We start from the raw sequence: 21,843 nt of genomic DNA, 5'->3' as shown, positions 1-21,843 counted from the left end.
ATGATGGATAAACGCTTATTGGGTTTATCTGGCATGAAAAAAATGATGATAATGCTTGCAGGAATTTCTTTTCTGCAAGCTTTTATGATTATTTTTCAAGCTAGGTATTTGGCCCTTTCAATTACAGGATTATGGAACGGTGAAGGATTGTCTCATCAGCTGACCAGAATGCTGTACTTTTTTTTAGCTTTTGGTGGTCGTCATTTATTGACACTAATTAGAGAACATCTTCTAGATAAGTATTCATATGAAAAAGGCAAAGAGTTACGAAAAGCATTATTGAATCAAGTTTTTTCATTGGGGCCTAATATGGTTCAAAAATCAGGAACCGGAAACGTTGTGACAATGGCGTTAGAAGGTATCCGTCAAGCGGAAAATTACATCACCTTATTTTTATCAAAAATGATGAATATGATGATGATACCTTGGATTGTCTTAATTTATGTTTTCACATTAGATGTTGATTCAGGTGTAATCATGATTATTGTTTTTCCAATCATTATTCTTTTTATGATTATTTTAGGCTATGCTGCTAAAGGGAAAGCAGATCGACAATATGAAACGTACCGTATTTTATCAAATCATTTTGTGGATGCCTTACAAGGCTTGGAAACCTTAAAGTTACTAGGTCTAAGTAAGAAATACCGTAAAAATGTACATGATGTGAGTGAAAGCTATCGAAAAGCCACCATCAGTACGTTGAAGATAGCAATTTTATCAACGTTTGCACTAGACTTTTTTACAACCTTATCCATTGCAGTAATCGCATTGTTCTTAGGGTTGCGTTTACTTGAAGGGGCGCTGTTGTTATTGCCAGCTTTGACAGTATTGATTTTAGCACCTGAATTTTTCTTGCCTTTAAGAGAATTTTCAAGCGACTATCACGCAACCTTAGATGGGAAAAATGCCATGGGTGCTATTTTGGATGTTTTAGCATTAGAGACGCCGACGGATGTTGAGGTTTTATCAGATGAGGCCTCTCTTTGGAATGCTGAAAGTACACTGAAAATCGAAAACTTAAAGGTTTCCTACGAAAATAATGATCGTTTAGCCATTGATGAGTTGAATTTTGAATGGAAGGGCTTTGGGAAAATTGGTTTGATCGGAGCCAGTGGTTCTGGAAAATCAACCTTTATTGATACAATTGGTGGTTTTTTACAGCCAATCGATGGAACTCAAATTGAAATAAATGGTACCAAAATCCCTCATTTTGCACAGCGTAATTGGCAAAAAGAAATGGTTTATATTCCACAAAAACCTTATTTGTTCCATGATACGTTAGCAAATAATATTCGTTTTTATCAACCAAAAGCAAGTGATGAAGCGGTTTTAATTGCTGCCCAAAAAGCAGGACTGAAAGAATTTATTGAAGAGCTGCCAGAAGGGATGAATACCTTTGTTGGTGAAAGTGGTCGAATGATGAGCGGGGGGCAAGCCCAAAGAGTCGCGATTGCAAGAGCTTTTCTAGAGACGGAACGTAAAATTTTACTGTTTGATGAGCCAACTGCTCATTTAGACATCGAAACAGAAGTCGCCTTGAAAGAGACAATTCTGCCTTTGATGGAAAATCATTTAGTTTTCTTTGCTACTCATCGTCTGCATTGGACAAATGAAATGGATATGATTTTAGTTTTAGATCAAGGTAAAGTTGTGGATGCAGGCACTCACGAAGAATTACTAGCAAAAAATGGGGCGTATGTCTCCTTGATGAATCAAATGAGAGGAGAGCTACCAAATGAATAAAAAAATGATGCTAAAAATGCGTCAAACATTTAGCGAAGATAGCTGGGTTAAGCCTTATATGGCAAAATATCGTAAATTATTATACCTTGTTTTATTCTTAGGGTTTATGACGCTATTTTGTGGAAGTGCGTTGATGTTTGTTTCAGGATACTTAATTAGTCGCTCGGCTAGTTTACCTGAAAATATTATGCTGGTTTATGTTCCCATTGTACTAACGAGAGCCTTCGGGATTGGCAGACCAACGTTTCGTTACGTTGAGCGCTTAGTTAGTCATAACTGGGTGTTGAAAATGACCTCTGATTTACGTGTGAAATTGTATCGTTCTTTAGAAAAAGAAGCAATCTTCTTTAAAGGAAAATACAAGACGGGAGATATTTTAGCTATTTTAGCAGAAGATATCGATCACATCCAAAACTTGTATTTACGAACTATTTTTCCAACACTGATTTCATGGGGTATTTATATTTTAGTGGTGATTGGATTGGGCTTCTTTTCAATTCCATTTGCACTGATGATGTTGTTGATGCTAGCTGTTGTTACAATTTTAATGCCATTAGTATCGGTTTTAGTGAACGGTGCAAGAATGTACGCTCAAAAAACCGCTCGTAATGGTTTATACGATCAATTAACAGATGCGGTTTTAGGTGTAGGCGATTGGCTATTTAGTGGCAGAAAGCATGACTTTATCACTAGTTATGAAGCGAGTGAAGCAGAAGTTCGTGATTACGATGAAAAAATCAAACGATTTGATCGTGTTCGTGATTTCTTAGTTCAGCTTTGCTTTGGGTTAATTGCACTAGCTGTTTTAGTTTGGACAAGTACGGTTTTTCAAGGGAATCATGGCGGTGGTGCCAACTGGATTGCCGCTTTCGTGCTAGCCGTTTTTCCATTAATTGATGCTTTTGCACCGATTCCTCAAGCTATTTCTGAATTGCCTATTTATGGTGATTCAGTGGAACGTATGAATGATTTGCCTAAGATCGATGATTCTGCTGATGAAGCAAGTGAACGCGCCCTAGGATTAACAGAAGAGGTCTTTCAAGAGCTTCAAATCCAGCATGTGTCATTTTCTTATGAAGAAACCAATAAAACGATTATTGATGATTTATCGATTACTTTAGCAAAAGGGGAAAAACTTGCGTTGTTAGGTAAAAGTGGCGCTGGTAAAAGTACGCTTGGGAAAATACTTCGTGGCGATTTAATGCCAACAGCAGGCGAAATAACGATTAATGGTATTCCAACTTATGAATTTGGCGATGGCATTTCAAATTGGATTGGAGTTATTAATCAAAATCCATATTTATTTGATACGACTGTGTTAAATAATGTCCGCTTAGGAAATATAAAAGCAACGGACGAAGAAGTGATTGCAGCGCTTTATCAAGTGGGTTTAGGTGAAATGATTGCAAGTTTACCAGAAGGCTTTCATACGTTAGTAGAAGAAGCTGGTGGCCGCTTTTCTGGAGGCGAAAGACAACGTTTAGCTTTGGCACGGATTCTATTGCAGGATAACCCAATTGTGCTGTTAGACGAGCCTACAGTAGGCTTAGATCCGATCACAGAACAAAGATTGCTAGATACGTTGTTTGATGTGTTGAAGGATAAAACGATTATCTGGATTACCCATCATTTACAAGGTGTCAATCAAATGGATCAAGTAATTTTTCTTGAAAATGGGAAAATTGAGATTTTTGGCACACCAACAGAGCTTTTAGCTACAAATGAACGTTACCAAACGTTATATCGTTTAGATCGAGGAGAATAAACATAAAAAGAGGATGTTCATTTTAAATGAACATCCTCTTTTTATGTTGAAATTAATAATTTCGATTAAGTAACTGTTTCGTTAAAGCTAATAAAAGTTGTTTTTCAGGTTGTTCAGGTAAATGATTAATCCCTTTTAAAGCTTTATTTGTGTAGCGTTCTGCTAAATTCTTAGCTTCTTCAACGCCTTGGTATTTGTCGATTAAGGAAAGAACCATCGTGACATCCTCTTGACTCATAGCAGCACCATTTTTTAAATAAGGAGCAAATTCCTTTTGATGGCCGCGCATTGCTAGAATCAACGGTAGAGAGTAAACTCCTTGCTTCACATCTTCTAAGACAGGTTTTTTTAAGACTTCACTGTTTTCAGTATAGTCTAAAATATCATCTAGAATTTGAAAGGCAATTCCAATATTATGTCCGATATGATGGCTGCTAGTAATTACCTTTAAATCAGCCTTTCCCATCTGAGCGCCTTCAAAGCAGCTTAATGAAAAAAGTTGAGCTGTTTTACCAGTAACACGTCGTAAGTATTGGCGAAGAGTCACATCTGTGTTGTAGCGTAGATGCATTTGATCTAACTCTCCAATTAAGATGCGTTTCATTGTGAAGGCATTTAATTTTATGGTACTAAAAGAATCTGTTGAATCAGCGATCAAATCAAAATAAACGGTGAAAAGGAAATCTCCCGTATACACGGCAATATCTTTTCCGTATTTTGCTTGTACTGTTGGTGTTCCTCTTCTAGTAGGAGAATCATCAATAATATCGTCATGTATCAATGTTGCCATGTGTAATATTTCAAGTGAAGCGGCAGTATAAATTAATTTTTTATGTTTTTTCTTTGTGGCGCTACCAAAACGTGAAAAAAGAATAAAGTAAGCAGGGCGTAATAATTTCCCACCAGAATGTAGGAGGTCATGAATGGTAGTTTCAACTTCTTTATTACGAATTCGAACTTTTTTTTCCATCACTGCGTAGCTTTCAGCTAAATCGTCTTTGATTGCTGGAAAATTTTCCCACATAGGATGAATTGGCATAGTTGGTTTCCTTTCAAGTAGCACGGATGGCCACTTCTATTTTATCGGTTTTTAAATAGATAGTATCATCCATAAATCTATCGTATTCTACCGCCTGTGTCAACGATTGTGAATTAAAAAATAAGTTTTTTTGGAGAGAAAAAGGAAAAAAGAAAAATTACTTGACATTAATCGGGGTTCATCGCATATTTAGGTAATAGAAGAATTTAATTTAGGTAAAATCAATTAGGATTGGTTTAGATGAAGGATGGGTTATATGAAATTTAAAACTTTTTTAGAATTAGTTGAAATACAAGCAAAGACTGCAAGCATCTTGCCCTATTTTATGGGCATCATTTATGCATGGTATCATTATCAAGAGCTTCATTTATTGAATCTGCTGCTCTTTTTTATAGCGATGTTTCTATTTAATATGGCAGTGGATGCGATTGACAATTATATGGATTATAAGAAAGCGTCAAAGGAGCACAATTACCGTGAAGAGGTTAATATCATTGGACGTGAAAATATTCCAATTCAATTAGTAGGAACGTTGATTGTCATTATGGTTGTCATTTCAGCAGGGCTAGGTCTTTATCTAGTGAAACAAACGGGTTGGCCGTTACTCTACATGGGATTATATTGTTATTTTATCGGTATTTTTTATTCCTCTGGTCCAAAGCCGATTTCAAGTATGCCTTTAGGAGAAGTTTTTTCAGGTTTCACAATGGGCTTTATGATTTATTTAATCAGTATTTATGTAAATGCGTATAATGTGATGACGTTCGATAGTCAGACATTCTTTATTATACTATTTGCATCGATTCCGAATATGTTTGCAATTGCTAATTTGATGTTAGCCAATAATATTTGTGATTTAGAAGAAGATGTGACGAACAAACGCTTCACATTGCCTTATTATCTAGGAAAAGCCAATGCATTAAAGCTCTTTAAATGGCTGTATATTCTAGCTTTCGTATCATTAATTATTTCAGTTTATGTCGGAATTTATCCAAAAATGATGTTAGTGACATTACTTGCCATTCCGTTTGTTAATAAAAATGTCACCAAATTTTTACACGTACAAGACAAGCGTAAAACCTTTGTCTGTGCCGTTCAAAATCTAGCCTTGATGACCACCTTACAAGTCGTTACATTTTTAATAGGAATATGGGTGAATTTTTAAATTCCTTTTCTCATTATAAAATTAAAAATTAAAAAACATTGAATCTTGTATAAAAGATTGCGATAATGTAAGTAGAAATTTGATTATTAAAAAAGGGGCTATAACTAACATGAACATTTTAAGAGGACAGGTTTCAGTAGATAAATACAATTTTGAATTAGTTGAAGGCGAGCCATCGTTAACTACGAATGTTGAAGTGAAAATTAATGAAGTCGTACCATCAGATGAAGCCGATAAAAATATTTTAGAAAACGGAAAAATTTTCCGTATTGAAGTACCATTTGCACTAGAATTAGATCGTTTTAAAATCGAAGGGTTGATCAGCCAAATTGCTCAAATCGAAGAATTTTTTGGACAACCAAATGAATTGGAAGTAGACACAATGCGTGAACTTTCAAAACCTTTAATCGACTATATCGAACGCCTAACTTATGAAGTAACCGAAATAGCTTTTGATGAACCTGGTGTAACATTAAATTTTGAATCGAATTAAAAAAGATTGAGAAGAATCATTCAAACTTGGATGGTTCTTTTTTGCTGTCAGAATTTAAATATCAAATCCTTAAACGTCAGCTTTTAACTAGATTAAGAAACAATTGTTTGTGAAAAAAATATCCAGTTTTAAAAAGGTTTTTGTTTTATTTTTCACAAACAGGGTTGTTGACGAAAGGACAAGAAAGTTGTAAGCTATTCAATGGATAAACAAATATGAAACGTCATACATAAATGATGTAGAAAGAGTGATAAAAATGGCTAAAACAAAAATCGTTATTTTAGGTGCAGGCTATGCTGGTTTAAGAACTTTAAAGCAAGTTCAAAAAGAACACCTTGATGCGGAAATCACAATTGTAAATAAAAATGAGTACCATTATGAAGCGACTTATTTACATGAAGTTGCAAGTGGAGCAAATCCACCAGAAAAAATCAGCTTTCCAATTATGAGTGTTGTTGATCAAAAACAAACAAACTTTATTCAAGATACTGTTGTCATGGTCAACAAAGATGAAAAAACGGTTGAGCTAGCAAAAAATGGCACAATCGAATTTGACTATCTAGTCTTTGCATTAGGTTTTGAATCTGAATCATTTGGTATTACCGGAGTAGACGAATTTGCTTTACCGATGGTTGATATCCCCACTGCTGTAAAAGTAAGAGAGCATATGCATGCTCAATTTGCAAAATACAATGAAACAAAAGACGAAACACTATTAAGTATCGTTGTATGTGGAGCTGGTTTTACAAGTATTGAATATCTTGGAGAATTAACGCAACAAATGCCAAAATTAGTTAAAGAATACAATTTACCAGCTGATAAAATTTCAATTACGTGTATTGAAGCAATGCCAACCTTATTGCCAATGTTTGTTGAAAAATTATCAACTTATGGCATTCAAAAATTAAAAGACCGTGGCGTTAAATTCTTAGTTGGCACACCAATTAAAGAAGTAACTCCAGAAGCAGTTGTTTATCAAGAAAATGATGAATTAAAAGAAGTAAAAGCAAAAACAATCGTTTGGACAACCGGCGTTAAAGGCAGTAGCCTTGTTGGAAAATCAGGATTTGAAGAACGTCGTGGCCGTGTGATGGTAGCAGAAGATTTAACTGCCCCAGGTTACCCAACTATCTTTATTATTGGCGATTGCTCTGCCGTAATGGATAAAACTTGTGACCGTCCATTCCCAACAACCGCACAAATTGCGTTGAAACAAGCTGACAATGTAGCGAAAAATTTAGCTGCAAAAATAAAGAACCAACCAATTGTACCCTTTACATTTAAATCACAAGGCTCTGTTTGTTCAATCGGGAACAACGAAGCGATTGGTGAAGTAATGGGACATAACTTGAAAGGCTATCCAGCATCAATGATGAAAAAAGTCATTGAAAACAAATCATTAATGACAACTGGCGGCATGAAAGTCATGTTTGAAAAAGGTCGCTTTGATTTATATCATTAAAAAGAATTAAAAAAGTTGAAAAGTGATGTTAAATCAATGATTTAGCATCACTTTTTTTGCTTTTTAGAAATTAAAGCTAGTAAAAAAAAACGAGTTTGTTACAATAGGAGAGTAAGGATGTGTTCATTAGATGACAAAAGTCTTAGGAATTTTAGGAACATCAAATAAGTTCGGCATCACTGCTCAAATGTTACAAGCAGTCCTAGCAGGAGCAAAATCAGATGGTTGTGACGTTGAAATGATTTGCTTAGCGGATTATCCACTAGAAATGAATCCTAGCAAAGAGCACAATCAAATTCTGGATCAATTGCACCACAAGATGCTAGCAAGTGAATGCTTGATTTTTGCAACCCCAACTTATTGGAAAGATGTATCCGGTTTAATGAAGCAGTTTTTAGATTGTATGAGAAGTCGGATGGTGCGTTTTGGAAAAAAAGACGGCGAAATGTTGCCAGATTTGTATGCAAAAAAGAAGTACATTTTATTAACCAACTGCTACACCAAAACACTAGAAAACTGTGTAACAGGAGTAACCGATTCTACTTTTATTGTGATGGATCGAGTATGCACGACGGCTGGAATGGAGCTTGTTGGTGAAGCCGTTACAACAAATACTTTCGCTATGAAAGAACTGCCAGATTGGAAACATGCAGAGTGTGTAAACCTCGGAAAAAAAATCCAAATAAGCATTGAAAAGAGGGACTTTACTGTGAAACGTTACATTCAATTATTTTTTATGTTGGCATTCAGTACATTGATTACAATGGGAATTCAATCCTTGATAGAAAACTGGCTTCCAATCACAGGTTTTTGGGGAAATTATGTCACATTTGTCTTAATCTTTTTTATCTTACTTTCTGTAGTCTTACATTACTTTTCAGTAAAAAACATAAACGCAACTAACTATAAATGAAGAAACCACTTATTGGAGGAGATTTTTTTGGCTAAAGGATGTACATTTTATTTTGTTCGTCATGGGAGAACGTTTTTTAATGAATATATGAGAATGCAAGGGTGGTCAGATACGCCGTTAACTAGAGATGGTATATTTGAAGTTAGACAAAGTGCCAGAGGGTTGTCAGAAGTGAAATTTTCTGCTGCTTACTGCAGTGATTTAAGTCGAACGAAAGAAACAACCGAAATTTTTTTAGAAGAGAATTATCATTCAAGAAAATTACCAATTACAGAAATGGCCGAATTTAGAGAAGCTTTTTACGGTAGTTTTGAAGGATTAGATATTGCGGAATCATGGGAAACCATTGCTCACGAATTAGGGTACAAAACTGCCCATGAAATGCGTGAAAAAGCAACACTTGCGGATCGCATGGATGGAACGAAAAAAGCAGATCCAAGACACGATGCTGAGGATTTCTTAACTTTTTGGTTACGTGTAGAAAAAGGCTTGCTTAAACTAATTGATAAGCATCGTGATACTGGAGATCATGTGCTTGTTGTTTCTCATGGCAATACGATTCGGAATATGTTGAATGGAATTGTTCCAGAATTAGATGTTCCAACTTCTTTAGATAATGCTAGCATTTCTGTGGTGAATTATCAAAATGGACAATTTCATTTGGAAAGCTTTAACGATACCAGTCACTTTAGATAAGAAAATTGATTACAAGGGAGCTTTTAATTTGGAACCTAATGCATTAGTATTTTTTGATTTAGATGGAACACTTTTAAACCAACATTCACAAGTAAATCCAGAAGTGGCAAGCGCGATTCATCAATTACGTGAAAATGGCAGTATGCCTATTATAGCAACGGGGCGTACGAATATTGAAGTTGATGAAATTATGGAAATGACTGGAATTAATTCAATCGTATCCATGAATGGGCAACACGTGACTTTTGATGGAGAAGAGGTCTATGCGTCTGTTTTAGAAACAGCAGTCTTAGATCGTTTAAAAGAAGCAACGAATGAACGAAATGAAGGCTTGTCGTTTTATTCAAATCGTTTAATTCGTTGTACGAGACACAACGAATTACTAGAAAAAGCGTACAATATGATTCACAGTCCAATTCCACAAATTGACGAATCGATTTATCATCGAGAAGATATTCATATGGCTCTTGTGCTAGCTGAAGCGGGGGATGAGTATTACCATCGTGAGTTTCCAGAACTTTTCTTTATTCGCAATTCGCCCTTTAGTATGGATACGATTGTGAAAGGTGGGTCAAAAGCAAAAGGGATTGAAGCGTTGATAGAGCGATTAAACTTCCAGAATATTCCAACATTTGCTTTTGGAGACGGACGCAATGATTTGGAAATGTTTGGCGCTGTAAAGCATCCGATTGCGATGGGCAATGCGATATCCGATTTAAAAAATGTCGCGGAATTTGTTACGACGAGTAACGTTGAGGGTGGCATTATTACAGGGCTTAAGAAATATGATTTAATATAAAAGCGGAGAGGGTCTGTGAAATTCAAGCACAGCCCTTTTGTTTTCTTCATTTTCATGTTAAAATAAAAAAAGAGAGTTCAAAAGAAGACTTAGTTTATAAGTTATTCTCCCGCGTCGCTTTAACCCGATGTTCATTGAAAGCAATTTTCAATTTTACTAGGGGGCGTTACGGATTCGACAGGTGTAGGTCGAGCTTGGATTGCGTTTCGTAGGTTACGACTACGTAAAAACGTTACAGTTAAATATAACTGCTAAAAACAATAATAACTCTTACGCTCTAGCTGCCTAAAAACAGTTGACGTAGATCCTCCCGGCATCGCCCATGTGCTCGGGTAAGGGTCCTATAATAAGTGGGATACGCAAAACTTTTCCGTCTGTAAGGTTTTGAAGAGATGATCAGACTAGCGACACATGATGCCTGTCAGGCGGCTAGTGTTCAGCGAAACCTTAATAGCATGACTATGAACGTAGACGTCTAAGTGCCGATATGCTTGGACAGGGGTTCGACTCCCCTCGTCTCCATATTAAGGTTATTTAGAAGAAGATAACCAAATAAAAAAACTGTTAAAAATATTTTTAACAGTTTTTTTTATTTTAGAAAAATTTGGATTAGACTCGATTTTAATTATATCAGTACATTAGAAATAGGTTTAAGAATTTTTTATTAGGGCATCGGCAGCAACGAATATACTTTGTTCCAATTTACATAAATATACTCATAGATTTAGCGTCCTATTGCTTACGCTTTTTAAATACATATTTATCAGTAAGTAGTTCCATGATCGATGGTAAAGTTTATCCTGTCAACTAAAACTAAAGAGGTAAAAATTAATGTTATTAGTGAAGGAAGCTTTTATCTATTTACATAAATTACTAATACCCATACCTAATATTGGAGATGGAAGTTAATGTTTTTAGTTTTTTAGACTGATAATCAGATAATGGAACGCCATCAATTGTGATTGCTTTAGAAATATCTAAGTTCATACGACTCAAAATCAAAGGAACAGAAGTATTTTTTTGTTCTAGCTCTTCAAGATAACTCTCTAATACTTGTTGTAACGCTTTGTTACCTGTATTTTTTTTTAAGCCATCTAATAAATCAGTGATGATAGTTTCTGCTTGTTTGCCTCGCTCGTTACCTCCGGAAAACCAATTTAAATGACTCATAATAACTCGCTCCTTAACTCGATTTGTGATTTTAGTGGATACGTTTAGATTTTGTTGAAACTGATCTATTTTTAGTATAGCATAATTGTCTAAACTAAAATATAACAAAATAACTTCTTGACTTTCCCCAAAAACCTGCTAAATTTACCAACTGAATTTCATATGCTATAGTATGAAAATAACCCTTGAGAGGAAGTTGGATATGAAAAAAATAGTGGAGCCCGTTCAGGAAATAACCGAATTTATTGAAAATGAAGAGATCTATATAGAAGAGATTGAAAGTCATACACACTATAAAAATTGTCGGATTGAAATGAGATTTGGCGTAAAAAAAATCAATGAAGTGAAATTTGAAAATTGTCAATTTGAAATCAAAGACTTTAATAATATGGAATTTTTAGATGTCGTATTTATTAATTGCGACTTATCAAATAAAGATTTTTCAGATTCGATTCTCTACCGAACACGCTTTGAAACCTGTAAATTAAGTGGCGGAAACTTTATTGGAACCGTATTGAAAAATGTGCAGTGGTTTGACTGCTTATTAAGCTATATTAATTTTTCGGATACAAAAATGGAGAATATTCTATTTTCCGAAGGACGACTAAATGAAAGCTATTTCCAAGAAGCTACTTTAAAAAAGGTTCATTTTAAAAATATCGATATGGATGAGATTGATTTAAAAGGCACGGATCTTAGAGGCGTTGATTTATCTGAGGCGACTTTTGAAACAATCAGCTTAGATATTCCGCTTGCAAAAGGCTTGATTATTGACTACAGTCAGGCTTATAAAATTATTTCATTATGTGGCATTGTTATTAAATAAAGAGTTAAGTTTTTTTTATAAAGATTAATTTTTTTAGAACCTCATTAGAAGGTTCTTTTTTTGCATTAAAAACAAATGATATTCATAATGGTTTGTTCTGAAAGAAAATAATAAGATGTTATATTATAAAAAAAGAGATGAAACTATGTAAAAAGAACGCTCTTGATGTTATAATGTAAGAGGTTACAAATTTATCTCATAGGAGTGAATCGGATGAAAGCAGCAGTAGTTAGTGAAAAGAATAACGGGAAAGTTGAAATTAAAGACGTAATATTACGAGCTCTAAAAGAAGGTGAAGCGTTAGTTGATGTGGAATATTGTGGCGTTTGTCACACAGATTTACATGTTGCCCATGGTGATTTTGGTGAAGTTCCAGGACGTGTTATTGGACATGAAGGAATTGGAATCGTCAAAGAAATCGCGCCTGATGTTACGAATTTAAAAGTTGGCGATCGCGTAAGTATTGCTTGGTTTTTTGAAGGCTGTGGAACATGTGAATATTGCGTTACGGGTCGTGAAACATTCTGTCGTGATGTTAAAAATGCAGGTTTTTCAGTTGATGGTGCGATGGCAGAAGAATGTATCGTTAAAGCTGATTATGCAGTTAAAGTACCAGAAGGATTAGATCCGGCTCAAGCAAGTAGTATCAGCTGTGCGGGTGTGACTTGTTACAAAGCAATTAAAGTTTCTGATGTGAAGCCAGGACAATGGATTGCGATTTATGGTATTGGTGGACTGGGAAATTTAGCCATTCAATACGCTAAAAATGTTTTTAATGCAAAGGTAATTGCAGTTGATATTAATGATGATAAATTAGAATTTGCAAAAGAATTAGGTGCAGATTTAGTTTGCAACCCATTGAAAGATGGTGACGCAGGTGAGTGGATTCAAAAAGCTGTTGGCGGCGCACATGCAGCTGTCGTAACAGCAGTGTCTAAAGTAGCTTTCAATCAAGCGGTTAATTCAGTTCGTGCTGCTTCAAAAGTAGTGGCAGTAGGATTGCCTTCTGAGACGATGGATCTAGAAATTGTTAAAACGGTTTTAGATGGTATTCAAATCGTTGGTTCATTAGTTGGAACTAGAAAAGATTTAGAAGAAGCATTCCAATTTGGCGCTGAAGGAAAAGTTGTGCCGTTAGTTGAAACGCGTAGCTTAGATGAAGTAAACGATATTTTTGAAGAAATGGAACAAGGAAAAATTAGAGGAAGAATGGTTGTCGATTTACACAAAGGATGTAGCCATTAATGAATGAAACAAGAAGGATCACCTGATCTTTCTTGTTTTTTTACCTATTTTTATTTTTTGTTTGCAACCCCTTTCTTTAAGCAGTAGAATAAGAGAGTAAGAGAAACGGAGGGAATCATCGTTATGAAACAATTAGATTTAGGAAAAAGTGGCTTAATGGTTTCAGAAATTGCCTTAGGCTGCATGAGAATGTCGGATCTTTCAATTCAAGAGGCTAGTAAGGTGATTGAAACATCTGTAAGTGAAGGCATGACGTTTTTTGATCATGCGGATATTTATGGTGGCGGAGCTTCTGAAGAAATTTTTGCGTCAGCTTTAAAACAAACATCGATTAAACGAGAAGAGATTCATTTACAAACAAAATGTGGCATTCGTAAGGGATTCTTTGATTTTTCTAAGGAACATATTATCGCTTCAGTTGAAGGAAGCTTAAAACGTTTAAATACAGATTACGTTGACACGTTGTTACTCCATAGACCAGATACGTTGATGGAACCAGCAGAAGTAGCAGAAGCCTTTAACGACTTACAAAAAAGTGGAAAAGTGCGTCATTTTGGTGTCAGCAATCAAAATCCGTTACAAGTAGACTTATTACAAAAATCAGTGGATCAAAAACTAATCGCAAATCAATTACAATTCGGTGTGATGCATACAGGAATGATTGACTCAGGTATCAACGCGAATATGAAAAATTCAGCAAGTATTTTCCATGATGGAGGCGTATTAGAATATTCACGCTTAAAAGAAATCACCATTCAAGCGTGGTCACCGTATCAATACGGCATGTTTGAAGGGGTCTTTTTAGGCAATGAAAAATTCCCAGAGGTTAACCAAAAAATCGATGAAATTGCAGACCGCTACCAAGTCAGCAATACAACGATTGCAACAGCTTGGATCTTGCGTCATCCAGCAAATATGCAGACCATTGTTGGGAGCATGAATACCGACCGAATCAAACAAATTGCACAAGCTTCTGACATTCAATTAAGTCGTGAAGAATGGTATGAAATTTATCGCGCAGCAGGCAATCAACTGCCTTAATATAAAAAAACACGTCAACAATCGTTTAGTATTGTTGGCGTGTTTTAATTTTAATTAGTATGAGATTTACGATAAACCTCTAAAGTTGAATGTTGTTCTGTTGCTAATTGGAAGCCACATTTTTTAACTAATTTCTTTGAAGCGGTATTTTCTTTTTCGATAGAAGCAAACACCGTTTCCAATCCGAGCTTTTCAAAAGCGGTCTGGCAAAGAAGAGCAACAATTTCAGTTCCTAATCCAAGATTCCAAAAAGTCGGTAAAATTTCATAGCCGATTTCAGTTTCCTTTGCTTGCCAGTCAAAGCAATTAAAACCACAACTGCCAATGCAATTATTCTGGTAATAAATAGCATAGCGCACTGCTTTTTCAGTTAGCAAGCTTTCTTCAAAAAAAGCAATCATCTCTTTTGCCTGTTGAAGCGATTCAAATGGTGCAATATTCATATACTTGGTAACGGTTGAATTCGACCAAACATTATAGAGAACCGTAGCTTCGCTTAATTGAACTGGGGTTAACGTTAGTCGTTTCGTTTTTAGTAATGTTGGGATCACTTAATTACACATCCTTTATTTTTTTTAGGTAGTGGTATTTGTGATTTTCGCTGGCATTGTTCACTCCCTTCAAGAAAGTTAAATATTAAAGTAAAACAATCAAAATTCCGGTCATAATAATTAATGAAAGAATAATACTTGCCGATGAAATAAATCCTGCAACAGAGGCTTTACAACCAAAGGCGATTGAGCTAATCGTAGACAAACTACCAATTGGAGCAAATGCAAGTAAGACAAGCACTTTACGAATAAACAATGGGAACGGCAATACGAAATAGAAAAAACAAGCCACGACGGTAGCCAGTAAATAACGAGTAATTAATACTTTACTGACAAGTTTTAAATCGGTTTTTTGAATCGAGATTTCTAAGTACAAACCAATCATAAACATTGATAAGAAGGCATTTCCGCTAGCAAATAAGTGGACATAGGATAAGACGGTTTTTGGAATTGTAATATGAAAGATGGCAAGAAAAAACATCAGAATGTAAACCGTGAAAGGAGGAGAAGAAAACAACCGTTTTAAGCTTTGAAGTGCAGAAAATTTAGATTCACTTTTACCCGTCATTTTTTCTACTAAAATGGTTGAACCTCCTGATAACATTAAGGCATTTCCCATGTCGAACATACATAAAAAAGGAACGGCGGCGCTAAAAAAACCTTGTACAAAAGGAAGGGTAAAGTTGCCAATATTATAACCTGAGATTCCAAACATCATAAAGCCTTGTTGGATGGGATCTTTCTTTTTCCAAATGAAACCGCCAAAAAACACGAGCACCACATTCGTAAGAAAACCAATTAAAATTAAATAAAAGAAAACGGAATTTACTTGAACACCATTAAATCCCAAAATAATAGCAGCTGGTAAGGTAAGATTGACGATTACCTTCGATAAGAGGTGGCCATCACTTTGCTTAAATAGCCCTCCTTGTTTTAATAAATAGGCAACTGAGATAATCAATAAAAATCCCGTTGCTTGTAAAATAATCGAACTCATTAAATCACTCCTCTACTACTATTATGGAATGAATAGGCTAGAAGCGCAAGGAGAAAAAATGCCATCTTGTAAATTATGGTATACTAAATTGAATTCAATTAAAGTGGGTGAAAAAATGAATGGCAAAAATAGAAAAGATATCCAAATTGGTGCATCGGTTGAAATTGTGTTAAAAAAAGACCAACGCACTGGAAAATTAACAAAAGGACATGTTAAAAGAATTTTAACCAACAGTCCTACTCATCCACACGGCATTAAAGTCATGTTAGTAGAAGAGGACCAAGTTGGGCGTGTTCAAAAAATCAATCCAAATTAAAAGGTTGAAAAGAGAGTTCTCTTTTCAACCTTTTTTTAATTTGGACTAAGCTGATTTAATTTCTCTAAAGCTTTTTTTGGAACGTCATTTTGTGTGACTTCTTCCCACTCACGAACATAGTCCCCTTTAGCATCTAATTTAAGATACGCGCCTTCCTTTAAAATGCCTCCTGCGTAATATTTAATGGGAGATTCGTCCCCATCTTGGTTATAAGCTTTTTGAGTATAATGATAACCGCCTTCTGGAACTTTGACAGCATCCTTTGTTGAAGTCAAAACATAGACAGGCTCACTCTTTACTAGTGGATTAAAGCGATCGCCAAATCCGATAATGGCTAAAGCACTGGCTGCGATAGCTAAAATAATTAATAAAATACTACTACTTAAAATTACTTTTTTCATACAAATCATTCTCCTTTTTTTTATTACTCTTTAAGTATAAAGTATTTGTTTTTTTTTTGAATTGAATCACCTTACAAAAAAGTGACGAAACTTACAGAACTGTTAGAAACGACTAGGTCTTAAGGTTGATTTTTTGTTATTAAATCATTAAGATATGCTCAAAGTTGAACAAAATCTTGTTTTTGACCTAAAAAAAGGCGTATACTATTTATATAGTAAGAATTAGATAGTAGGGGGCTTAAAGAATGAGAATAGGAATTCCAAAAGAGATTAAGAACAATGAAAATAGAGTGGCGATTGTGCCAGCGGGTGTTGCGACATTAGTTGAAGCAGGACACGAGGTGTTTGTTGAAAATGAAGCAGGCGTTGGAGCGGGTTTTTCTAACGCTGAATATGTAAAAGTAGGGGCAAAAATGATTGAAGAAGCTGAAACCGTTTGGTCAGCCGATATGATTATGAAAGTAAAAGAACCACAAGTATCAGAATATCGTTATTTTAGAGAAGACTTGATTTTGTTTACTTACTTACATTTAGCGCCAGTAAAAGAATTAACGCTAGCATTAAAAGAAAGTGGAGTGACAGCTGTTGCTTATGAAACGATGGTAGACAATGAAAGAACCTTGCCGTTGTTAACACCAATGAGTGAAGTGGCAGGAAGAATGTCTGTGCAAATTGGCGCTCAATTTTTAGAAAGTCAATATGGCGGCAATGGAACCTTGCTTGCAGGCGTTCCTGGGGTTAAGCGTGGTAAAATTGTGATTATTGGTGGAGGGAAAGCCGGTACGAATGCAGCTAAAGTTGGCATTGGAATGGGTGCTTCTGTGACAATTTTAGATGTTAGTTCAAAACGATTAGCGGAATTAGATGATTTATTTGGCAATCAAATCAATACAGCGATTTCTAACGGATACACGATTGCACAGGAATTACGCGACGCGGATGTTGTAATTGGAGCCGTTCTAATACCGGGAGCAAAGGCACCAAAATTAGTTACGGAAGAGATGGTCAAGGAAATGAAAAAAGGCGCTGTTTTAGTTGATATTGCCATTGATCAAGGAGGCATTTTTGAAACAACAGATAAAATTACGACTCATGATGATCCTATTTATCTAAAACATGGTGTCATTCACTATGCCGTTGCCAATATGCCTGGTGCAGTAGCTAGAACATCAACACTGGCACTAACAAATGCTACGTTACCTTATGCACTTCAAATTGCCAATCAGGGTATCAAAGAAGCAGCGAAAGCTAATCCAACAATTTTTAGTGGACTTAATTTGATGAATCATGAAGTTACTTATGAAGCCGTTGCACTTGCTCATGGGTTAAATTATGTTTCGGCAATTAATTATGTAGAATAAAAAGACAAAAAACGAACTCTTTATTGGAATTTGATGCAAATTCGCGAATAAAGGTTTCGTTTTTTTCATGAAAGTTTTATAATAGTAAAGAAGAGAAAATATTTGTTGATAAAGGAGTTCATCATTTTGGCTAGAAGCAATAAAGAAATTAGCGTAGAAGTGAGAGAGACGAGTAAAAATACTGAGAGTTTTGTAGAACTTGAATTAGTCGTAAATAAAGAGGTAATAGGCATTGTTCAGCAAGAAGTGGGTCAAAATCCTATTATTATTACAAATGATGGAAAACAACAAACTGTTAAATCAGTTGATGTTGGAATCAATGAACTGATTATGGCGTATAATTTACACAATTAAAAAGAAGAGTGAAAAATCTATTTTTAGATTTTCACTCTTTATTTTTTTGTTTGAAAACCAATTATGCTATTCTAAGGATAAGAACTTTTTAAAATGACTTGTATAGGATGTGACGTATTGGTTTCAACAGAAAAGAAAGAAAAAATAAAAGAGTCAGCAGTCGCCATTTTTATTTTAGCAAAGAATAATTGGGCAAGGGTAAATATTTCCTCTCAATCTGCTGAATTAGCGTATTATGTGTTGCTCTCATTGTTTCCTATTTTGATTGTTGTAGGAAATTTAGTGCCATTTTTACCGATTGATGTCGATGCAACTCTGCCTTACATCGAATCGATGATGCCTCCTGATATCTTTAAAGTCTTAAAACCAATTTTGCTACAGTTTTTAAATAGCTCAAGTAGTAGCGCTATTTCAATTGGATTGATAACGGCAATTTGGTCTTCTTCGAAAGGCTTTAATTCGCTACAAACGGTATTGAATAGTGTTTACGGAACCAAGAAACGAAAGAATTTTATTATTGTTCGAGTAGTGTCCTTCTTAATTGCGTTAGCCATGATTGTGATTCTTGGAGCTATTGTCTTTCTATTCGTTTTTGGCGAACAACTCATTCGGTTTATCCAAGATAAATTGTCATTGCCTTTCGATTTGTTAACGGATTTTACTCAATTGAAGTGGGGCGTTACGGTGATTGTTTTAACGGTTATTTTTACAGTGATTTATTTCTTGGTTCCGAATAATCGCTGGAATATTCTCTACTCATTGCCAGGAGCTGTTTTTGCAACTGTTGGTTGGTTGGTTTCATCCCAAGCTTTTTCGTTATATGTTCGTTTTGGCGGTGGAAATTCAGTAGGGTATGGAACGATTGGTATTTTTATTGTGTTGATGTTATGGTTGTATTTAGTATCAATGATCTTGTTAACAGGAGCTTTTGTCAATGTTATGGTGTATCAATATCTGAACGGCGTTGACTTTCAAAATGAGCCGAAAAGAGAAGTGAAAATGGCAAAAGTATCAAAAAAACAGCGTCGGAAATTAAATAAAACTTAGGCATTTTTAATGAAAAATGAATAATCCAACAGGGAAAATGCATAAACTTGCAAAGTGAGAAGGATTTCCTATTTTGAATGGCTTGACTATGCTAAACTAGATAGGATTATAAGAATTTAGGAGATTACTAAAGTGGATAAAATTCGTAAGCAAGAAGAAATAAAAAGTGACCAGCATAAAGTTGGACTGTTGCCATTGATTACCTTAGTGATGGGTTCTGCTATTGGTGCCGGAATTTTTAATTTGATGAAAGATATGGCTCAAGGAGCAGCTCCAGGGGCGGTATTGATTAGCTGGGTGATTGTTGGAATCGGAATTATAGCCTTAGCTTTATGTTTTCAAAATTTATCAGATGCGTTGCCAGAATTAGATGCCGGAATTTTTCAATATGCAGAAGATGGTTTTGGGAAATTTGCGGGTTTTGCAAGTGCATGGGGGTACTGGTTGTCGATTTGGCTAGGCAATGTTGCTTTTGCAACGATGTTGATGAGTAGTTTGGGTTTCTTTTTTCCAATTTTTAAAGGAGGACAAAATATTCCTTCTATTATTGGTGCTAGTATTTTATTATGGTTTTTGAATTATTTAGTAACTAAAGGAGTAGAAAATGCTACAGTTATCAATTTTGTTGTTACAATCTGCAAGTTGGTTCCGATTTTTGTCTTTATTGTTTGTGGCTTGTTTGCCTTTAAGCTAAGTACGTTTACCTATGATTTTTGGGGAACAGTTTCTCAACGTTTTGAATGGGCAGATGTCTTCTATCAAGTGAAATCAACGATGCTGATTACGATTTTTGTTTTTGTTGGGATTGAAGGTGCTTCAATCTTGTCATCCCGTGCAAAATATAAAAAAGATGTTGGACGCGCGACCATTATTGGTGTTTTAAGCGTTTTAGTCATCTACATGTTGGTGACGATTCTTTCCTTTGGCATTTTACCGCAAGGGGAGCTAGCTCATTTACCTGAACCGGGGATGGCTTATGTTTTAGAGGCGATTGTTGGTTATTGGGGCGCAGCGTTTATTTGTGGCGGACTGTCTATTTCAATTTTGGGTGTGTGGCTGTCATGGACAATTTTACCTGCCGAAACAGGATTGATTGCAGCAAAACAAGGCTTGTTTCCACAATTATTTGGGAAAGTAAACAAGCATGGTGCGCCAACCTATTCATTGGCAATCACAAGTGGTTGTATTCAATTGTTTATGTTTACCTTTTTAATTACCGATGAAGCTTACCAGTTTATGGCTTCGATGGTTTCAAGTGTTGTGATTATTACCTATTTATTTGTGACGCTTTACCAAGTAAAATTTTCTTATCAGCAACCAAAAAGTAAAAATAGAACTATCCAATTAGCGATTGGAGTTGTTGCAACACTTTTCCAAATTTGGGCATTCTTTAGTGCTGGTTTAAAATACAACTTATTATTAACGCTTCTCTTTGTACCAGGTATTTTTGTTTATATTCAAGCTCAAAAAGAGCAGGGGCGTTCAAAAAATATCTTTTCCAATTTTGAAAAAATGGTAGTCGGTTTGATTTTTGTTGGAAGTGTCGCGGCCCTTTACTTTTTAGTTACAGATGTCATAGCTATTTAAATAAAAAGAAAAAAAGCATCCCTCGTTTTCGGAGGTGATGCTTTTTTTTTGTTAGAATGTTTCAGCTAAAGTTTGAGCTTGTTCAAAACCTTTTGCCATAATTTGAGGAGCTAAATCTGGATCGTGATCCATTCCTTCAACAAAGATTTGGTGGTAGTCAGTTACTCCAATAAAGTTAAAAATCATTTTAAGGTATTGGCTAGCAGGGTCGTTTCCTTCATAAACGCCACCACTTGCTTGGATGTGTAGTACTTTTTTGTCAGTTACTAATCCAACAGGACCTTCAGCAGTATATTTAAATGTTTTTCCAGCAACGTTTACTGTATCAATCCATGCTTTTAAGCGAGTTGGAACATTTAAATTCCATAATGGATTTGCAATAACAACCTTATCTGCATCTAAAAATAGTTGAGTTAATTCGTTGAAACGAGAAACTTTGTCTTGTTGTTCTTGAGAAAGTGTTTCAAAGTTTGCTCCGTTTGCCAAAGCACCCCAAGCATTTAAAATATCTAAATCAACTTCTGGAATAAATGAAGTGTATAAGCTTAGCTCTTCAATTTTATCGAAATGATTTTTTACAGCATAAGCTTCAACAAACTTGTCTGCTACTTGCATAGAACGTGATGTTTCTCCAGTTAAGGGATGTGCGCGAACGACTAATAATTTTGTCATGATTGTGAACCTCTTTCGTAGTTTTATGAATGTAGTAAGCTAAAAAATGCTTGTAACATGTTTACAAGATTAATCTTACCAAAAGTAAGTGGGTTATGCAATTAAAAAATGTAAATTTAATTTTTTTCTTAAATATCATTTGTTTAGTTGGTTTATATTGAGAACGCATTCATTAAAATAAGACAAAAACCAGTAAAAAT

Annotated in this window: 22 protein-coding genes and 1 other RNA gene; 17 read left to right on the top strand and 6 right to left on the bottom strand. The window is 35.1% G+C overall.

From position 1 onward, the window contains the following. Entirely contained in the window at positions 1 to 1,743 is a 1,743-nt protein-coding gene (gene cydD, locus BR52_RS08040; protein WP_034571242.1) for a thiol reductant ABC exporter subunit CydD, read from the top strand. After that, complete coding sequence (gene cydC, locus BR52_RS08035) at positions 1,736 to 3,508, top strand: thiol reductant ABC exporter subunit CydC (protein ID WP_034571240.1); 1,773 nt, start codon at positions 1,736 to 1,738, stop codon at positions 3,506 to 3,508. Before cydD ends, cydC begins: the two co-directional genes overlap by 8 nt. Positions 3,509 to 3,560: 52 nt before the next feature. Here cydC and BR52_RS08030 read toward each other — a convergent pair whose 3' ends face one another. Then, positions 3,561 to 4,547, bottom strand: coding sequence for a polyprenyl synthetase family protein (locus BR52_RS08030; RefSeq protein WP_034571237.1), 987 nt, complete (start codon positions 4,545 to 4,547; stop codon positions 3,561 to 3,563). A 256-nt stretch (positions 4,548 to 4,803) separates the two neighbouring features. Here BR52_RS08030 and BR52_RS08025 point away from each other — a divergent pair, with 256 nt between their 5' ends. From BR52_RS08025 to ssrA, 7 genes are all read left to right on the top strand, one after another. Then, positions 4,804 to 5,712: a prenyltransferase gene (locus BR52_RS08025; protein WP_034571234.1), complete on the top strand. Its 909-nt coding sequence runs from the start codon at positions 4,804 to 4,806 to the stop codon at positions 5,710 to 5,712. A gap of 109 nt (positions 5,713 to 5,821) precedes the next feature. Further along, the gene (locus tag BR52_RS08020; protein ID WP_034571232.1) at positions 5,822 to 6,205 is read left to right on the top strand and encodes a DUF1149 family protein; all 384 of its coding nucleotides are present in this window, start codon (positions 5,822 to 5,824) and stop codon (positions 6,203 to 6,205) included. Positions 6,206 to 6,461: 256 nt separating this feature from the next. Beyond that, entirely contained in the window at positions 6,462 to 7,667 is a 1,206-nt protein-coding gene (locus BR52_RS08015; RefSeq protein ID WP_034571230.1) for an NAD(P)/FAD-dependent oxidoreductase, read from the top strand. A gap of 130 nt (positions 7,668 to 7,797) precedes the next feature. Further along, positions 7,798 to 8,580 carry a flavodoxin family protein gene (locus BR52_RS08010; protein WP_034571227.1) on the top strand — a complete coding sequence of 261 codons (783 nt, stop codon included), beginning with the start codon at positions 7,798 to 7,800 and terminating at the stop codon, positions 8,578 to 8,580. Between the two features lie 27 nt (positions 8,581 to 8,607). Next, on the top strand, positions 8,608 to 9,276 hold the full coding sequence (locus BR52_RS08005; RefSeq protein WP_034571224.1) for a histidine phosphatase family protein: 669 nt from the start codon (positions 8,608 to 8,610) through the stop codon (positions 9,274 to 9,276). Continuing rightward, the gene (locus BR52_RS08000; RefSeq protein ID WP_236707163.1) at positions 9,227 to 10,075 is read left to right on the top strand and encodes a Cof-type HAD-IIB family hydrolase; all 849 of its coding nucleotides are present in this window, start codon (positions 9,227 to 9,229) and stop codon (positions 10,073 to 10,075) included. The genes BR52_RS08005 and BR52_RS08000 overlap by 50 nt, the downstream gene beginning before the upstream one ends. Positions 10,076 to 10,234: 159 nt before the next feature. Beyond that, positions 10,235 to 10,600, top strand: a transfer-messenger RNA (tmRNA) gene (gene ssrA, locus BR52_RS12730). A gap of 348 nt (positions 10,601 to 10,948) precedes the next feature. Here the strand turns inward: ssrA and BR52_RS07995 are convergent. Beyond that, positions 10,949 to 11,245, bottom strand: a complete 297-nt coding sequence (locus BR52_RS07995; protein WP_034571221.1) for a bacteriocin immunity protein — start codon at positions 11,243 to 11,245, stop codon at positions 10,949 to 10,951. A gap of 202 nt (positions 11,246 to 11,447) precedes the next feature. Between BR52_RS07995 and BR52_RS07990 the strand changes: the two genes are divergently transcribed. From BR52_RS07990 to BR52_RS07980, 3 genes are all read left to right on the top strand, one after another. Then, on the top strand, positions 11,448 to 12,071 hold the full coding sequence (locus BR52_RS07990) for a pentapeptide repeat-containing protein (protein WP_034571218.1): 624 nt from the start codon (positions 11,448 to 11,450) through the stop codon (positions 12,069 to 12,071). 213 nt (positions 12,072 to 12,284) lie between these two features. Next, positions 12,285 to 13,316 (top strand): alcohol dehydrogenase AdhP, encoded by a 1,032-nt coding sequence (adhP, locus tag BR52_RS07985; RefSeq protein WP_034571215.1) that lies wholly within the window; start codon positions 12,285 to 12,287, stop codon positions 13,314 to 13,316. A 123-nt stretch (positions 13,317 to 13,439) separates the two neighbouring features. Next, positions 13,440 to 14,357 carry an aldo/keto reductase gene (locus tag BR52_RS07980; protein ID WP_034571213.1) on the top strand — a complete coding sequence of 306 codons (918 nt, stop codon included), beginning with the start codon at positions 13,440 to 13,442 and terminating at the stop codon, positions 14,355 to 14,357. Between the two features lie 50 nt (positions 14,358 to 14,407). Here BR52_RS07980 and BR52_RS07975 read toward each other — a convergent pair whose 3' ends face one another. Beyond that, on the bottom strand, positions 14,408 to 14,908 hold the full coding sequence (locus BR52_RS07975) for a GNAT family N-acetyltransferase (protein ID WP_051915671.1): 501 nt from the start codon (positions 14,906 to 14,908) through the stop codon (positions 14,408 to 14,410). A gap of 85 nt (positions 14,909 to 14,993) precedes the next feature. Next, positions 14,994 to 15,905, bottom strand: coding sequence for an AEC family transporter (locus tag BR52_RS07970; RefSeq protein WP_034571210.1), 912 nt, complete (start codon positions 15,903 to 15,905; stop codon positions 14,994 to 14,996). A 58-nt stretch (positions 15,906 to 15,963) separates the two neighbouring features. Here BR52_RS07970 and BR52_RS07965 point away from each other — a divergent pair, with 58 nt between their 5' ends. Next, complete coding sequence (locus BR52_RS07965; RefSeq protein WP_311780019.1) at positions 15,964 to 16,221, top strand: YwbE family protein; 258 nt, start codon at positions 15,964 to 15,966, stop codon at positions 16,219 to 16,221. Between the two features lie 35 nt (positions 16,222 to 16,256). Here BR52_RS07965 and BR52_RS07960 read toward each other — a convergent pair whose 3' ends face one another. Next, entirely contained in the window at positions 16,257 to 16,622 is a 366-nt protein-coding gene (locus BR52_RS07960; protein WP_051915670.1) for a YxeA family protein, read from the bottom strand. Between the two features lie 245 nt (positions 16,623 to 16,867). On the opposite strand from BR52_RS07960, the gene ald reads away from it, so the two are divergent. From ald to arcD, 4 genes are all read left to right on the top strand, one after another. Continuing rightward, positions 16,868 to 17,983 carry an alanine dehydrogenase gene (gene ald, locus BR52_RS07955; RefSeq protein WP_034571208.1) on the top strand — a complete coding sequence of 372 codons (1,116 nt, stop codon included), beginning with the start codon at positions 16,868 to 16,870 and terminating at the stop codon, positions 17,981 to 17,983. Positions 17,984 to 18,109: 126 nt separating this feature from the next. Then, on the top strand, positions 18,110 to 18,337 hold the full coding sequence (locus BR52_RS07950; protein WP_034571206.1) for a DUF2969 family protein: 228 nt from the start codon (positions 18,110 to 18,112) through the stop codon (positions 18,335 to 18,337). Between the two features lie 117 nt (positions 18,338 to 18,454). Next, the gene (locus BR52_RS07945; RefSeq protein ID WP_034571204.1) at positions 18,455 to 19,384 is read left to right on the top strand and encodes a YihY/virulence factor BrkB family protein; all 930 of its coding nucleotides are present in this window, start codon (positions 18,455 to 18,457) and stop codon (positions 19,382 to 19,384) included. 132 nt (positions 19,385 to 19,516) lie between these two features. Beyond that, positions 19,517 to 20,971, top strand: a complete 1,455-nt coding sequence (gene arcD / locus BR52_RS07940; protein WP_236707164.1) for an arginine-ornithine antiporter — start codon at positions 19,517 to 19,519, stop codon at positions 20,969 to 20,971. Positions 20,972 to 21,022: 51 nt separating this feature from the next. Here the strand turns inward: arcD and BR52_RS07935 are convergent, their stop codons facing one another. Then, positions 21,023 to 21,643, bottom strand: coding sequence for an FMN-dependent NADH-azoreductase (locus tag BR52_RS07935; protein WP_034571201.1), 621 nt, complete (start codon positions 21,641 to 21,643; stop codon positions 21,023 to 21,025). Positions 21,644 to 21,843 lie beyond the last annotated feature (200 nt).

It is taken from the genome of Carnobacterium divergens DSM 20623, assembly GCF_000744255.1.
Classification (GTDB): Bacteria; Bacillota; Bacilli; order Lactobacillales; family Carnobacteriaceae; genus Carnobacterium; species Carnobacterium divergens.
This window is presented reverse-complemented; position numbering and strand designations above follow the sequence as displayed.

Bases quoted from the DNA above. Each gene is read 5' to 3' on its own strand.
- cydD (WP_034571242.1), top strand. From the start codon at position 1: ATGATGGATAAACGCTTATTGGGTTTATCTGGCATGAAAAAAATGATG.
- cydC (WP_034571240.1), top strand. From the start codon at position 1,736: ATGAATAAAAAAATGATGCTAAAAATGCGTCAAACATTTAGCGAAGAT.
- BR52_RS08030 (WP_034571237.1), bottom strand. From the start codon at position 4,547: ATGCCAATTCATCCTATGTGGGAAAATTTTCCAGCAATCAAAGACGAT.
- BR52_RS08025 (WP_034571234.1), top strand. From the start codon at position 4,804: ATGAAATTTAAAACTTTTTTAGAATTAGTTGAAATACAAGCAAAGACT.
- BR52_RS08020 (WP_034571232.1), top strand. From the start codon at position 5,822: ATGAACATTTTAAGAGGACAGGTTTCAGTAGATAAATACAATTTTGAA.
- BR52_RS08015 (WP_034571230.1), top strand. From the start codon at position 6,462: ATGGCTAAAACAAAAATCGTTATTTTAGGTGCAGGCTATGCTGGTTTA.
- BR52_RS08010 (WP_034571227.1), top strand. From the start codon at position 7,798: ATGACAAAAGTCTTAGGAATTTTAGGAACATCAAATAAGTTCGGCATC.
- BR52_RS08000 (WP_236707163.1), top strand. From the start codon at position 9,227: ATGGACAATTTCATTTGGAAAGCTTTAACGATACCAGTCACTTTAGAT.
- BR52_RS07995 (WP_034571221.1), bottom strand. From the start codon at position 11,245: ATGAGTCATTTAAATTGGTTTTCCGGAGGTAACGAGCGAGGCAAACAA.
- BR52_RS07990 (WP_034571218.1), top strand. From the start codon at position 11,448: ATGAAAAAAATAGTGGAGCCCGTTCAGGAAATAACCGAATTTATTGAA.
- adhP (WP_034571215.1), top strand. From the start codon at position 12,285: ATGAAAGCAGCAGTAGTTAGTGAAAAGAATAACGGGAAAGTTGAAATT.
- BR52_RS07980 (WP_034571213.1), top strand. From the start codon at position 13,440: ATGAAACAATTAGATTTAGGAAAAAGTGGCTTAATGGTTTCAGAAATT.
- BR52_RS07970 (WP_034571210.1), bottom strand. From the start codon at position 15,905: ATGAGTTCGATTATTTTACAAGCAACGGGATTTTTATTGATTATCTCA.
- BR52_RS07965 (WP_311780019.1), top strand. From the start codon at position 15,964: ATGCCATCTTGTAAATTATGGTATACTAAATTGAATTCAATTAAAGTG.
- BR52_RS07960 (WP_051915670.1), bottom strand. From the start codon at position 16,622: ATGAAAAAAGTAATTTTAAGTAGTAGTATTTTATTAATTATTTTAGCT.
- ald (WP_034571208.1), top strand. From the start codon at position 16,868: ATGAGAATAGGAATTCCAAAAGAGATTAAGAACAATGAAAATAGAGTG.
- BR52_RS07935 (WP_034571201.1), bottom strand. From the start codon at position 21,643: ATGACAAAATTATTAGTCGTTCGCGCACATCCCTTAACTGGAGAAACA.